Origin of the sequence: Nocardia stercoris (assembly GCF_003696265.1) — a bacterium.
Classification (GTDB): domain Bacteria; phylum Actinomycetota; class Actinomycetes; order Mycobacteriales; family Mycobacteriaceae; genus Nocardia; species Nocardia stercoris.
Genome location: NZ_RFFH01000001.1, coordinates 165218 through 179026 on the forward strand (window position 1 = coordinate 165218; position 13809 = coordinate 179026).

The 13809-nt window shown below is 69.8% G+C and carries 13 protein-coding genes; 1 reads left to right on the forward strand and 12 read right to left on the reverse strand.

Features of this window, described 5'->3' with window-relative positions; translation table 11 throughout:
- Positions 1-47: 47 nt before the first annotated feature.
- From EBN03_RS00675 to EBN03_RS00720, 10 genes are all read right to left on the reverse strand, one after another.
- Positions 48-920 carry a hypothetical protein gene (locus tag EBN03_RS00675; protein ID WP_122185888.1) on the reverse strand — a complete coding sequence of 291 codons (873 nt, stop codon included), beginning with the start codon at positions 918-920 and terminating at the stop codon, positions 48-50.
- 156 nt (positions 921-1076) lie between these two features.
- A complete protein-coding gene (locus EBN03_RS00680) occupies positions 1077-2096 on the reverse strand; it encodes an ABC transporter ATP-binding protein (RefSeq protein WP_122185889.1) in 1020 nt (339 codons plus the stop codon).
- Positions 2093-3616, reverse strand: a complete 1524-nt coding sequence (locus tag EBN03_RS00685) for an ABC transporter permease (protein ID WP_147471419.1) — start codon at positions 3614-3616, stop codon at positions 2093-2095. Before EBN03_RS00685 ends, EBN03_RS00680 begins: the two co-directional genes overlap by 4 nt.
- A 47-nt stretch (positions 3617-3663) precedes the next feature.
- Positions 3664-4677, reverse strand: a complete 1014-nt coding sequence (locus EBN03_RS00690; protein WP_147471420.1) for an extracellular solute-binding protein — start codon at positions 4675-4677, stop codon at positions 3664-3666.
- A gap of 89 nt (positions 4678-4766) precedes the next feature.
- Positions 4767-5744, reverse strand: coding sequence for a glycine betaine ABC transporter substrate-binding protein (locus EBN03_RS00695; protein ID WP_122185892.1), 978 nt, complete (start codon positions 5742-5744; stop codon positions 4767-4769).
- Complete coding sequence (locus EBN03_RS00700) at positions 5741-6520, reverse strand: ABC transporter permease (protein ID WP_122186674.1); 780 nt, start codon at positions 6518-6520, stop codon at positions 5741-5743. The genes EBN03_RS00695 and EBN03_RS00700 overlap by 4 nt, the downstream gene beginning before the upstream one ends.
- Before the next feature lie 125 nt (positions 6521-6645).
- Complete coding sequence (locus EBN03_RS00705) at positions 6646-7800, reverse strand: ABC transporter ATP-binding protein (protein WP_233608014.1); 1155 nt, start codon at positions 7798-7800, stop codon at positions 6646-6648.
- On the reverse strand, positions 7793-8443 hold the full coding sequence (locus EBN03_RS00710; RefSeq protein ID WP_122185893.1) for an ABC transporter permease: 651 nt from the start codon (positions 8441-8443) through the stop codon (positions 7793-7795). Before EBN03_RS00710 ends, EBN03_RS00705 begins: the two co-directional genes overlap by 8 nt.
- Positions 8444-8692: 249 nt before the next feature.
- Entirely contained in the window at positions 8693-9016 is a 324-nt protein-coding gene (locus EBN03_RS00715) for a hypothetical protein (protein WP_122185894.1), read from the reverse strand.
- Between the two features lie 100 nt (positions 9017-9116).
- Positions 9117-10370 carry a glycosyltransferase 87 family protein gene (locus EBN03_RS00720; protein WP_122185895.1) on the reverse strand — a complete coding sequence of 418 codons (1254 nt, stop codon included), beginning with the start codon at positions 10368-10370 and terminating at the stop codon, positions 9117-9119.
- A gap of 315 nt (positions 10371-10685) precedes the next feature.
- On the opposite strand from EBN03_RS00720, the gene EBN03_RS00725 reads away from it, so the two are divergent.
- Positions 10686-11579, forward strand: a complete 894-nt coding sequence (locus tag EBN03_RS00725; protein ID WP_122185896.1) for an SGNH/GDSL hydrolase family protein — start codon at positions 10686-10688, stop codon at positions 11577-11579.
- 13 nt (positions 11580-11592) lie between these two features.
- Here EBN03_RS00725 and EBN03_RS00730 read toward each other — a convergent pair whose 3' ends face one another.
- Both EBN03_RS00730 and EBN03_RS00735 read right to left on the reverse strand, forming a co-directional pair.
- Positions 11593-12198, reverse strand: a complete 606-nt coding sequence (locus EBN03_RS00730) for a TMEM175 family protein (protein WP_122185897.1) — start codon at positions 12196-12198, stop codon at positions 11593-11595.
- A 65-nt stretch (positions 12199-12263) separates the two neighbouring features.
- Positions 12264-13784: a hypothetical protein gene (locus EBN03_RS00735; RefSeq protein WP_147471421.1), complete on the reverse strand. Its 1521-nt coding sequence runs from the start codon at positions 13782-13784 to the stop codon at positions 12264-12266.
- Positions 13785-13809: the final 25 nt, after the last annotated feature.

Genomic DNA, 13809 nt, shown 5'->3' on the forward strand with positions numbered 1-13809 from the left:
GACGACATCCCCTCGGGCTGCCCGGAATTCGATCCGGGCAGGTCGGGTCAGGACAGCGAGCCCCGGCGCGGGACCGTCGTGGTCGTCGGCGGTACCGTCGTGGTGGTGGTCGGCGGGACCGTGGTGGTCGTGGTCGGCGGCGCGGTGGTGGTGGTGGTGGTGCCCCCGCTCAGGCTGCTGAACAGCGGGCCCAGGAACGGCAGCGAGCTCGCGCTGCCGGTACCGCCGGTGCCGCCGCCCGGGGCGGTGGTGGTCGTGACCGGAGTGCCGCTGACCGGGCCGATGATGATCGGGACGGCCGAGTTGGCGCTGTCCTTCACCGCGTAGGTGGCCGACAGGACGACCGTGCCGCTGCCGGTGGGGCACAATCCGCCGCCGGAGACGGTCACCGGGACCGTGCCGCTGACGTTGACCTGGGACGGGTTGTTCAGCGAGTCGGTGCCGTTGGTCCAGGTGCCGGGCACGCTGACCGGGCCGGACGGCGGCGCGATGCCCCCGCAGTTGAGCAGCCCGGAGGTCTGCGCGGAGATGCCGTTCTGCGGAATGTTCAGTGACCCGGTGATCCCGCTGGCGTCGTAGGAGCCGCTGATGGTCCAGTTGCCGCTGGTCTGGACCGAGATGCTGGTGAACGGCGCGGAGCAACCGGAGACGGTCGGCGTGCCGATGTTCACCGTGATCGGGCCGCTGGTGGTGGCGTTGGCCGGTGCGGCGGGCAGCGTTCCGGAGGCGGTGGAAATGGTGCAGCTGGCGGTGATGGAACCGACGTTGACCGAGAGGCTGCCGGACAGGGTGGCGGCGAAGGGGGCGCCGGCCGGGCCGACCTGGGTCCCGCCGCTGCCGGCCAGTGCCGGTCCGGCCACGCAGGCCGCGGCGACGACACCGGCGGTGGCCGCCAGGGTCTTCGGGATGTTGTAACGCATGAGCACCTGTGATTCTCTTTCGGACCGGGCAGGATCGAGCCCGTAGCGGTGCAAGGCTATAGCCGCTGAAGTGCGGGTGTTTCGCATTTCGAGGAATTCACTGCAACCTATCGTCACAGGAAAACTGGGCAACTGTCCGAATGCCGGAATGCGGTGTTATGCCGACACGAGATGCGTCGGTCCGCACACGGTCACGTGCACCGCGGCACCGGTGGCCGGCGGCACGGCGTCGGCGCAGGTGTAGGCGATGAGGGTGGGCGGCAGGCCGCTGCCCGGCTCCGGGGTGAGCTCCACCCGGTAGTCGTGGCCGCGGAACTGGCTGTGCCGCACGCGGTACGGGAGCGCGGTCACGCCCGCACCGGTGTCCAGGCGCAGCTGATGCGGACGCACCACGACCACCGCGGCATCGGGGACGGTGCCGGTCAGTGCCAGGGCGGCCCGGGTCGTGGCGTCCACCGGGATCAGATTCGCCTCGCCCAGCGTGCGGGCCACCTCGCCGTCGACGGGGAAGCGGAACAGCTCCTGCGGGGTACCGGTCTGCACGATCCGGCCCGCGCGCAGCACCGCGATCCGGTCGGCGACCGCCAGCGCCTCCTCGACGTCGTGGGTCACCAGGATCGCGGTCGCCTTCGCGCGCCGCAGCAGATCGGCGACCTCGGTGCGCAAGTCCGTGCGCAACGCGGCGTCGAGGGCGGAGAACGGCTCGTCCAGCAACAGCAGCTCGGGAGCGGGGGCCAGGGCGCGCGCCAGCGCCACCCGCTGCTGCTGACCGCCCGACAGTTCGTGCGGGTGCCGGCTACCGAGCCCGGAAAGCCCGACCAGTTCCAGCATTTCGGCGACCCGCTCCCGGCGCTGCGCCCGCGGCACCCCGAAACCGATATTGGCCGCCGCGCTCAGGTGCGGGAACAGCGCGCCCTGCTGCGGCACGAAACCGATCCGGCGCTGTTCGGCGCGCACATGGGTACGGTCGTCGTCGAGGACCCGGCCGCCCACCGCGACCGTGCCGCCGGTGGCCGGATGGAATCCCGCGATCACCCGCATCAGGGTCGACTTGCCGCACCCCGACGGTCCCAGCACACAGGCCAGGCTGCCGTCCTCGACCGCGAGGTCCACATCGTGCAGCACCGGTGTATGCCCGTGCCCCGCGGTCAGATTCGTGATGGACACGCTCGTCATCGGGCGACCTTCCGTGCGGGAGACAAAGTGCGCGCGGCCACCATCAGCACCGTCGGGATCGACAGCGCGGTCATCAGCGCCGCGTACGGTGCGGCGGCGCCCCACGCCAATCCGCTGGTGTAGACCCAGAACTGGGTGGCCAGGGTCTGAGTTCCGGTGGGCCGCAACAACAGTGTGGCGGTCAGCTCGGTGCTCGCGGTCAGCGCGACCATAGCGAAGGCCGCACCGAGCCCGGGCGCGATGAGCGGCAACGTGATTCGCGTCAGCACCCGCCACCACGGGGTGCCCAGCGAGCGCGCCACCTCCTCCACGCCCGGCGGGACCTGAGCCAGCCCGGCGCGAACGGCGGTGAGCGCCAACGGGAAGAACAACACCACGTACCCCGCCACCAGCATCGGCGGCTGCTGGTACAGCGGCTGCGCGTACCGGATCCCGAAGTACACGATGGCCAGCGCCACCGCGATCCCCGGCAGCGCCCGGGTCAGGTAGGCGACCCGCTCCAGCACCCGCGACCATCGGTTGTCGCGCCGCCACGCGTACAGCGCCACCGGCAGCGCGGCGGCCGTCGCGGTCGCCGCCGCCGCGAGCGCGTACCCGACCGTGGTGGCGGCCTGCGACCAGATCGACGCGGCCGGCAGCGTACTGGAATTGCCACGCACCAGCCAATATCCGAGCGCGTACAGCGGCACACCGACCGTGACGGCGACGACCGCGCCCAGCGCCGGCACGGCCAGCACCACGGCCGGGCCCAGCGGTACCGGCGCACCGCGGCGGGCGGTCGCCCCCGCGCTCACCGTCCGTGCCCGGCGCCCCACCCGGCCCTCCGCCGTGACCACGACCAGCGCGACCAACACCAGGATCATGGTCAGCACCCCGGCCGACGCGGTATCGAACGCGGTGGCGTACTGGGTGTAGATCGCGGTCGCGAACGTGGTGAACCGCATCATGGCGAACGCGCCGTACTCACCGAGCACGTACAGCGAAACCAGCAGTGCCCCACCGGCGAGCGCCGGCCGGGTCAGCGGCAGCGTGACCCGCAACAGCGTCGACAGCCGGCCGTGACCGAGCGCGGCCGCGACCTCCTCGGCCGCGCCGTCGCTGCGGCGCAGCGCCGCCAGCACCGGCAGGAAAATCAGTGGGAACAGCGAGGATTCGACCAGCACCGCACCCCAGAAGCCGTGCACCGAGGGGAACAGCGACACCCAGCAGTAGCCGTGCACGAATTCCGGCACCGCCAGCGGCATGGTCAGCACCACGGTCCACAGCCGTTTCGCGGGCAGGTCGGTGCGCTCCACCAGCCAGGCGGCGCTGAACCCGATCACCGTGGTGACCAGCGTGACGACCAGGACCAGCGCGCCGGTGTGCCAGGCCAGCGTCGCCATCAGCGGCCGGTTCAGCAAGCGGTGCACGGTCTTCCCGCCGGCCCGCGACGCCTGCAGCGCGATGAACAGCAGCGGGGAGGTGACCAGGACAGCGATCAGCCCGGCACCCACCCCGAGGGCGGATACCGGGCGGCGCATCCACCTCCGGATCGGGGCCGGCCGGGCCGGCCCCGCGACACCGAGCGTCACGACAACAAACCGACGCCCTGCATCAGTTCGACGGCCTGGGTGCCGTCGCCGAGTTCGGCGGCCGAGACGATCGGGCCGGCGTCGCTCAGCGGCCGGGTCAGCCGGGTGTCGGTGACCCCGGCCAGCAGCGGGTACTCGTAGCTCTCCGAGGTGGCGATGATCTGCTGGGCCGGCTGGGTCACCAGGTAGGCCAGCCATTTCTGCGCGGCGGGCTGATGCTTGCTCGACGCCAGCACCGCGGCACCGGAGACGTCGACCAGTGCGCCGGGGTCGCCGGCCGGGAAGTAGGACAGCGCGCTGTGCAGCTTGCCGGCGCCCTTCTCGTCCTGCAGGCGGTACCAGTAGTAGTGGTCGACCACGCCACCGTCGATCTCACCGCGGTCGACGGCCGCGATCAGGTCCTCGTTGCTGTCGTAGATCTTGCCGTTGTCCTTGAGCGCCTGCAGCCAGGTCTTGGTGGCGTCGACGCCGACCTGGGTGATCATGCGGGTCACGATCGGCGCGAAGTCGGTCTCGCTGGGGGCGACGCCGAGGCGGCCCTTCCACGCGGGGGTGGCGAGGTCCTTGACCGACGCCGGGGTCTGGCCGGTGTGCACCTTGTCGGTGTTGTAGACGAAGGCCGAGGTGCGGGCCGAGACGCCCACCCAGTCGCCCTTGTCGGAGTTGGCCGCGGCGGGGACGGCGGCCAGGGTGGCGGCGTCGACCTGCGCCAGCTTGCCCTTGCCCTGCAGCAGGGTGAGGGCGGGCGGGTTCTCGGCGAAGTACACGTCGGCGGGGGTGGCGTCGCCTTCGGAGACGATCTGGTTGGCGAGTTCGCCTTCGTCGCCGGACCGCAGGTTGACCTTGACGCCGGTGCGCTCGGTGAAGTCCTTCACCAGCGCCGCGACGGTCTGCTCGTGCTGGCCGCTGTAGAGCGTGATTGAATTGGCGTCGTCACCGGAGGAACCGCATGCGGCGACTGTCAGGACTGTCGCTGCTACCGCGACGATCGCCGCCATCGACCTGTACACGTTGTACCTCCACCGCTCTGCTTCCGGCACCGTCGCCGCATGAGAAGGCTAGCATTACCTAATCCAGGCGCAAGAGTGGCTGTGGTCACTCACCGCTTCGTGACGAAACCCCGCTCGACCAGCCAGTCTCGCGCCACATCGGCGGGTTCGCGGCCCTCGACGTCGACCTGGCGGTTCATTTCGGTGACGGTCTCGTTGGTCAGCTCCGCGGTGACCGGGGCGAGTACCTGCGCCACCTGGGGGTGCGCACCGGCGAAATCGTCGCGCATGACCAGGGCCGCATTGTATTTCGGGAAGAAGCCGCGATCGTCGTCGAGCAGCCGCAGGCCGAGCGCGGGGATCCGCCCGTCGGTGGCGGCGACCGAACCGAACCGGCACTGGGAGCCGTCGGCGACCGCGGTGTAGACGATCGCGTCCTGCACCAGCTGCTTGTGGATCTGCGCGGCGTCGATGCCGTACCTGGCGGTCAAGCCCGGGAAACCGTCCTGGCGGACACTGAATTCGGTGCCCATACAGGTCGCCGCCGCGCCCGGATCGGCGGCGGCCAGTTTCGCGTAGTCCGAAATGGTTTGCACGCCGGTCTGTTTCGCGGTGTTCGCGCTGGTCGCCAGGGCGTAGGTGTCGTTCATCGGGGCCATGTCGGTCCACACCATGTGGTGCGCGGCCAGATCGGCGTCCCGGACGGCGGCGAACTGCTCGTCCGAACCGGGGACCGGCTTCTCGTTGCCCAGGTAGTTCATCCAGCCGGTGCCGGTGTAGTCGAAGGCGACGTCGATCTGGCCGTGCAGCTGCGCGTCGCGCAGGCTGTTGGAGCCCTGGATATCGGTCAGGTCGCGGACGTGGGCACCGGCGGCGGACAGGGCGAACTCGATCAGGTACCCGAGCACGATCTCCTCGGTGAAGTCTTTGGAGCCCACCGTGATCACCACTCCGGACAGCTCCGGCACGGGCCGGATACTGCCGGGCCCGACCTGCAGCGGGACGGCATCGCCGGACTGCAGACCGCAGCCCGCGCCCAGCAGGGTCAGCACTGCCAGTGCCGCACAAGCGATCCGCCGCGCGTTCATCGCAACCCCCGAGGTCCCAGGAAGCGTTCGGCGACCGCGCCCACCCAGTCGACCAGCAGGGCCAGCGCGACCGCCAGCCCGGCTCCGACCACCAGGGTCACGGTGTCGCGCAGTTTGTATCCGGTGTCGATCAGGATGCCCAGACCGCCGGCGCTGACCAGGAACGACAGCGTGGCGGTGCCGACCGCCAGGACCAGTGTGGTGCGCAGGCCCGCCAGGATGTAGGGAATCGCGAGCGGAAACTCGATGCGCCGCAACACTGTTGCCGCCGACATCCCCTGCCCGCGCCCGGCGTCGATCAGCGCCGGATCCACCTGCCGGAACCCGAGGATCGTATTGCGCAGCACCGGCAGCAACCCGTAGAAGGCGATGGGCGCCACCCCGATCCAGAAGCCGGTGGTCTTCGTCCACAGATAGAACAACACGATCAGCCCGATCGCCGGCGCCGCCGCCCCGAGATTCGCCAGGCCCAGGAACGCCGGCGAGAGCCAGCGGAATCTCCTGCGGCTCAACAGGGTTCCCAGCGGCACGGCCACCGCGACCACGATCGCCGCCACCGTCACGGTGATCACCACGTGCTGCCATGCGGCGTGCGCGATATTCGACCGGTTCAGGCTGGTCCGCTGGGTGACGGTCAGTGTGCGGTCGAACGCCCACCACAGCAGCGCCACGGTCAGCACGACCACCACCACGGGTTGCGCGACCAGCTGTATTCGCTCGGCACGAGCCGCCGGTCCACGAGCGACCTGCTGCCCGACCGCCGGCGACGCACCCACCTCGGCCGCCGCGGACGGCTGCGTGGTCGTGGTGGCGGAGGTGGGCGTGATGCCTTCCCCCGCAACCGGATCGCCGTCGGGGGTCGCCCGCGCCGCGCGCCCGGTCTCCTCCGCGCCCGGGCCGCTCACGCCGGGGCGCCCGCGCCGGCCCGGACCTCCGCGAGATGCGCGATCAGGGTGTCGACGGTGATCAGCCCGGCGTACTCGCCGGCGGGGCCGGTGACCACGGCCCGCGCCGCCTGCCCGGTCAGCAGCGCCTCGAGCGCCTCCTGAAGGGTGGAGCGGTCGGATACGGTCTCGCGCACCGGATCACCCACCTCGGACAGCGAATCGGCGTGGGCGAGATGCTCTTTCGACACCCAGCGCAGCGGGCGCCGGTGGTCGTCCACGATCAGCGCCCAGGGCTGGGCGGGGTCGTCGAGGGCGGCGCGCACCGGTTCGACCGGTTCGTCGACAGCCGAGACCGGGCAAGTGCCCAGCTCGACCTCGCCGACCCGGGTGAGGGTCAATTGCCGTACGCCCGCACCGGATCCGACGAATCCGGCCACGGTGTCGTCGGCGGGCGCGGCCAGGATCGCGCCGGGGGTGTCGTATTGCAGGATGCGGGACCGGTTGCCCAGCACCGCGATCCGGTCACCGAGCTTCACCGCTTCGGCGAAATCGTGGGTGACGAACACGATGGTCTTGCGCAGTTCCGCTTGCAGGCGCAGTAATTCGTCCTGCAGCAGGCCGCGGGTGATCGGGTCGACCGCGCCGAACGGCTCGTCCATGAGCAGCACCGGCGGATCGGCGGCCAGGGCGCGGGCGACCCCGACCCGTTGCTGCTGGCCGCCCGACAGCTGACGCGGATACCGGCCGCGGAAGGTGCCCGGATCCAGGCCGACCAGGGTCAGCATCTCGTCGACCCGGTCGGCGATCCGCTTGCGATCCCAGCCGAGCAAGCCGGGCACGGTCGCCACGTTCTTGGCCACGGTGAGATGCGGGAACAAGCCGCCCTGCTGCACCGAATAGCCGATCCCGCGGCGCAATCGGTCGGGGTCGACCCCGGCGGTGTCGTGGCCGTCGATGGTGATGGTGCCGGAACTCGGTTCGATCAGCCGGTTGATCATGCGCATCGTGGTGGTCTTGCCGCAGCCCGACGGACCGACCAGCACCACGACCTCGCCCGCCGGTATCTCCATCGACACCGCGTCGACGGCCGGATCGGCTTGTCCCGGATAGTGTTTGGTGACCGCGTCGAGCACGATCGACGTACCGGACACGCTGACGGTTTCACTCACGGATCCCCCTCGGTGTGGTGAGCCGGCCGATGAGCAGATAACAGGCGTCGAGCAGGAGCGCCCCCAGCACGACCAGTACCGTGCCGACCAGGGCCTGCGGGACCGCGTTGGGGCTGCCGAGCCGGGCCAGCCCGGAGAAGATGAGATTGCCCAGCCCGGGCCCCTTCGCGTAGGCGGCCAGGGCCAGGATGCCCATGGCGAGCTGGGTGCTGATCCGCATGCCGGTCAGGATGGCCGGCCAGGCCAGCGGCAGTTCGATGCGGGCCAGGACCCGCAGCCGATTCATGCCGACCCCGCGGGCGGCGTCGACGATCGCCGGATCGACGGCGTCCAAGCCGACGAGGGTGTTGCGTAGCACCGGCAGGATCGAATAGATGACCAGCGCGGTGATCGTCGGCGCCACCCCGAGTCCGAGCAGCGGGATCAGCAGCCCCAGCAGCGCGAACGAGGGCACGGTGAGCAGCGCGCCCGCCGCCGCGGTGGCCGCGGCCGAGCCGTAGGGACTGCGGTAGACCACGACTGCGATCAGCACCGCGAGCGCGGTGGCGATCAGTACGGCCTGTACCACCGCCGAGACGTGCAGGTAGGAGTCGACCAGCAGCTGGTGCCGCCGGTTCACGATGAATCGCCACAGAGTGTCCAGTGCCCGGTCCTCTCGCCGCCCCGGCGTCGCCGGTGTGCCGAAACTCGGTCGTGCTCACTGCTGTTCAGTTCTACGCGCTTCGGGCGCGATCGGGTGCGGTAAATCGGCTGAACGGCACAATATTTCCGGCTGGACCGGTTCGGATCGGCGGGATTGCGACATCTGCTGTGCGGCTGTGTCATTTTCCCGCAAACGAACTCGGGGCGGTGACCGGAATCGGTCACCGCCCCGAGGCGAGCTGCGCGTGAGTCAGCTGAAGGACTGCGGCAGGCCCGGGTCCACCGTCACGATGCCGATGGCGGCACCCAGCGCCGCGCCGCTGGAGACACCGACGCCGCTGCCGAGGAAGCCGAGCAGCGCGCCGATCAGCGCGTCGTTCTGCACGGTCGGGTTGTTCAGGTCGACCCGGGTCCGGTCGACGCCGCCCATGAGGTCCACGTCCTGGGCCGCGACCGGGGTCAGCGCGATACCGGTGGCCTCGGGGGTGGTGTCGGCGTGCGAGACACCGGCGCCGATGGTGGCCAGCGCACTCACGGTGAGCGCGGCCGTCGCAGTCCATTTACCAAGCTGCATGTCGAAAACTCCTGTGTAGAAACTGGTTCGACAACACAATCACAGCAAACCCGGAAATTCACCCTTGGTCACCGGCGCAATTGCGCAGCGGTGAGACAAGTCACGCGGCGAGGGCCGACTCCGGTTGCCGTGCCGGTGCGGTGCGTGGCGCCACGAACAGGTACAGCGCGACCAGGACCACGCTCAGCCACACGTAGGTGTCACCCCACAGATGCTGGACCAGCGTCCAATGGAATTCGCGGTTGTCGTCGCCCGGCTCCCAGTTCTGGGGGCCGTAGACGAACACCCAGGCCGTGGCCGCGAGGACCGCGAACCAGATCAGCGCGGTCCGGCGCGGTAGCCGCACCGCCGTGCCGACTCCGGCCAGCAGGCCGGGCGCGATCCACACCCAGTGGTGCGACCAGGAGATCGGCGACACCAGCAGCGTGAACACCGCGTTGAACGACAGCGCCAAGGCCGGGTTGTCGACCGCCTTGCGCATGGCCGCGGTCACCAGCACCAGCAACACCAGGCTCAGCACCGCCCACAGCGGCATGAAGGCCGGCTTGGGCACCTGGAACCGGGCCAGCACGGCCTGGATCGACTGGTTGGTGTGGAAGGCCGAACCGCTCAGGCCCGACACGTTGCCCATGCCGCCGAACCAGTACTTGGTCGACTCGCCGGGCAGGATCGCGTACGCCACGCCGGTGGCGACCGCGCCGGTGACCGCCGCGGTGATCGCGGCCCGGTAGTCGCGGCGGATCAGGAAGAACAGCACGAACGCCGCCGGGGTCAGCTTGATGGCCGCGGCGATCCCGATCCCGATTCCGCGGTAGCGAGGTGGCAGCGCCAGGCAGTCGACGGCCACCAGCACCATCAGCAGGATGTTGACCTGCCCGAAGTCGAGTGTGGAATGGATCGGTTCCAGCAGCAGGGCCAGCGGCACCGCGCACGCGGTCGCCCACAGCGCCAGTTCGGTGCGGCCGGACCAGAGCCGGCGGGCGGCGACGAACAGCGTCCCGGCCAGCGCCGCCACCGACAGCGCGAAGAAGGCCATGGCCGCCGAATGCCAGGGCAGCAGCACGATCGGCCCGAGGGCCAGCGCCGCGAACGGCGGATAGATGAACGGCAGCCCGATCCCGACCGTCGTCTTGGGCAGCTGACCGTACATGTCGGCGCCGTGCCACATGGCCTGCACACCGAGCCGGTACACCTGCAGGTCGATGAACTCCCGCTTGATCGGCTGCAGCGGCCAGCTGGGGTGGCGTAGCCAAAAGACGCACACCACCGTCAGCGCCACCGGAATCAGCCACAGCAGGCGGGCGAAGGGAGTGGGTGCGGACTTCGACCGAACGAGACTGGACACACTAACCATCCGCAACGAGGTTACCGGGTCCGCGCAAGCCTGGGGTGAGGGGTGCACCATGAGGTCGTTCCACCCGCCGCCGTTCCGAGGCGACAACTGATTTCGTACGGCCCGGGTAACTCCCCGGGTACGCCCAGAATCGGGTCGGCACCCGACCGCCGCCACGGGTGCACTGCTGTCGACGGCACGTAGCCATCCGCAGAAACTCGGGGAGGCGGGGGAGCATACCGATGTGGATACGGCCTTCCGGGTTCGGTCCGTGACCGGCGATTCCCCTGGTGACACTGGGATTCGTACACCGTCCTTGGGGTGAGGAGAGACACGGTGAAATCACTGACCATGCCGGCCGTCGCGATGCTGGCCGCCACCGTCCTGGCCGCCTGCCCGGTCACCGCCTACGCCGACGACACCGGTCCCGGGCCCTACCGGGAATATGTGGCCCTGGGCGACTCGTATTCGGCCGATGCCTCGCTCAGCCAGGCCACGGCCGAATTCGTACCGTGGGGCTGCTACCAGAGCATGCACAACTATCCCAAGCAGATCGCCGCGGCGTTGCACGTGCCGACCTTCCGGGACGCCACCTGCACCGGCGCGAAGACGACGTCGATGGCCGGGCCGCAGGAGATGTGGTTCGACACCAACACCCCGGAGTTCGACCGGTTGAGCCCGAACACCGACCTGGTCACCCTGCAGGTCGGCGCCAACGACGCCGACATGTTCATCACCATCCCGACCTGCGTCAGCACCGGCCCGGCGGTGTCGCCGTGCCACGACCGGTACGTGGTGAACGGTGACGACGCCATGCAGGACAAGATCCGGGCCGTCGAGCCGGAACTGGTCGCCACGATCGCCGGGATCCGGGCCCGGTCGCCGCACGCGCGCATCCTCATGCTCGACTACCCGCAGGCGGGACCGGTCGACCACGGCTGCTACCCGACAATGCCGTTCGGCACCACGGACGCGATCTGGTCGGGGACGCTGATGCTCACCATGAACGCGGTGATCCGGCAGGTGGCCGCCGAAACCGGGGTCGAATACGTCGACACCTACACCGGCAGCGCCGGGCACGATGTGTGCCAGCCGGACGGTGTGCGGTGGTTCGAAGGCGTGGTGCCGTGGTCGGACTATCCGGTCGGCCTGGCCGCGCCGCTGCACCCCAACCAGCTGGGAGCCGACTATCAGGCGCGCACGGTGCTGGCCGCGATCGGACAGCCCTGACGCCGACCGGGTTTCATTCGGCCGGGACCGCCGGCTGCGGCAGGTGTTCGAAGGCGTAGTACAGCGACAGCAGCCCGAACAGGATGAGCGCGGCCAGCGGCTGCCACGGGGCGAGCGCGGTGCCGATCAGATAGCCGACGCCGCCGACCTGGAAGCGCAGATTGGCTTGCCGCAGTTGGGCCTTGTCCAGGCGCTCGTCGAGCACACCCGGCCGCAGGACCACATACCACCACACACTGGTGAAGCCCAGTGCCATGGCGATCATGACCAGGCCGTACACGAGTGCGACGGTCTTGGTGTCGCCGCCGTGCAGATTGTGCGCGAGCTGCTGGCCGACGAGGTCGGTGGGGAACGGGACCACCACCACGGCCATCAGCAGGACCAGGTTGAGCAGCTGCAGTTTCCGGTCCACCCGCACCACATGGCGGAACATCGCGTGGTGGTTCAGCCACATGATGCCGATATTGAGGAAGCTGACCACATAGGCGAGGTAGGCGGGCCACATGTGCTGCAGGCCCGCCTTCAGATCCCCTTCGGGCGCATGCAGATTCAGCACCAGCAGGGTGATCGCGACCGCGAACACCCCGTCGCTGAACCCTTCGGTCCGTCCGCTGTTCATGAGACGCACAATAGGTGGCGCCGGTCCGGTCGGCTCCCCAGGACGGGCAGGCCCCGGGACATGCCTCACCGATATTCGTTGAGGCGCGGGCGGATTCCGAGCAGGACCAGGGCGGCGATCAGCAGGGCACCGGTGAACGGGAGCCAGCTCGACCAGCGGGAAGCGTCGGCGGAGCCGGCGGTGACAGCGGTGTCGAAGGCGTGCTGGTTGACCGCGATCAGGGCGGAGAGATCGGTGTCGTAGGTACCGAAGTCGCCGTCGGATGTTCCCGGTTGTGCATCGGTGTCGTAGGTGACCGCTTGGCGCGGATCACTTTTCGCGGTCGCGCGCAGCGTACGGTCGTCGCGCTGATAGACCTGGTACGACGCCAGCATCTTCTCGGCGGCGGCGCGTTCCCCGGGGAAGGTGATGTTGCGCATCTCGTCGCCGAACGCGCCGCCGAACCGGATGTCGGCGTGGTCGGCGCGGTAGGCGGCGAGCGCCTTGGTCAGGGCGGCGTCGTAGTCGCCGACGCTCGACACCTTCAGATCGGCCAGCGCCTGCGACTTGTTCAGAAACGCTTGCTGTTCGAGCTGGCCCTTGTCCGGGTCGAGCAGGTAGCGGCTCTCGTCGGCGTTGGCGTCGTAGCCGATCGCGCGGGCCTGGTCCAGGGCGATCAGCGAGTCGAAGGCGTCGTAGCGGGCGATCTGCAACTGGTTCACCGCATTGTGATCGCCGAGTACGGCGCCGCCCAACAGGAGCAGCGATACGAGGGTGGCGCCCAGCAGACCCGGGTTGATCCGCCGGTGCATCGTGCGCACCAGCAGTACCTGCAACCCGATCAGCGCGCCGAGAAGTACGACACCGCAGGCGATCAGCAGCACGGTGGCCGTGCTCTCGGCGCCCCGGGTCGAGGTGTACGAGTTCTGCAGTACCGCGGTGTTGTCGCCGGTGAGGCCGTGGGCAGCCGGGAGCAGCTGGTCGGCCAGCAGCGCAGCCGACTGCCGGTACTGGTCCAGCAGATCGGGGGCGGGCTGTGCGGCCGGGTTGTGCTCGGTCTGGTCGAGCAGGATCACCTTGGCGGCCAGGCCCTCATACGTCCCGAACTGGTCCAGCACACCCTGCACGGCGTGCTTGGCGTGCTCGTCCTGTCCGGCGATCGAACTCGCCTGCTGCAGATCGGCATCGGCCTGCTTACGGCGGTCCTCGTAGGTCTTCAGGGCGCTGTCGCGCACCGCGGTCAGCGTCGGATCACCGCCCGCCAGCAGCAGATTCGCCAGTTGGGCGTCCATGTCCGCGAAGGCCAGCGACAGATCCTCGGTGGCGCTCACCTGCGGCTCGGTGCGGTGGCCGATCACGTCGATGCCGTTGCGGAGCGAGGTGGCCCCCGACGAGATACACAGGGCGGCAAGGAGTCCGGCGATCACCGCGACAGCGGCGAGCAAGCGGATCCAGGCCGGTAGGTCCGCGCGGTGCGGCAGCCGGTCCCGCAGCCGCGCGAGCGGACTCCGGGTGGGCACGCTGGGCGCTACCGGTTGCGGGGCGGGCGCGTTCGCCGGAGCGGACGCGGCGGCGTCGGGCGTGCGAAAAGACGTCGATGTCACCATGATTCAACCTCCACGAGGATCCGGG

What these genes read in the sequence shown, in the direction of transcription:
- EBN03_RS00685 (WP_147471419.1), bottom strand. Translation starts at nt 3,616, where the DNA reads ATGCGCCGCCCGGTATCCGCCCTCGGGGTGGGTGCCGGGCTGATCGCT.
- EBN03_RS00730 (WP_122185897.1), bottom strand. Translation starts at nt 12,198, where the DNA reads ATGAACAGCGGACGGACCGAAGGGTTCAGCGACGGGGTGTTCGCGGTC.
- EBN03_RS00680 (WP_122185889.1), bottom strand. Translation starts at nt 2,096, where the DNA reads ATGACGAGCGTGTCCATCACGAATCTGACCGCGGGGCACGGGCATACA.
- EBN03_RS00695 (WP_122185892.1), bottom strand. Translation starts at nt 5,744, where the DNA reads ATGAACGCGCGGCGGATCGCTTGTGCGGCACTGGCAGTGCTGACCCTG.
- EBN03_RS00720 (WP_122185895.1), bottom strand. Translation starts at nt 10,370, where the DNA reads ATGGTTAGTGTGTCCAGTCTCGTTCGGTCGAAGTCCGCACCCACTCCC.
- EBN03_RS00715 (WP_122185894.1), bottom strand. Translation starts at nt 9,016, where the DNA reads ATGCAGCTTGGTAAATGGACTGCGACGGCCGCGCTCACCGTGAGTGCG.
- EBN03_RS00735 (WP_147471421.1), bottom strand. Translation starts at nt 13,784, where the DNA reads ATGGTGACATCGACGTCTTTTCGCACGCCCGACGCCGCCGCGTCCGCT.
- EBN03_RS00675 (WP_122185888.1), bottom strand. Translation starts at nt 920, where the DNA reads ATGCGTTACAACATCCCGAAGACCCTGGCGGCCACCGCCGGTGTCGTC.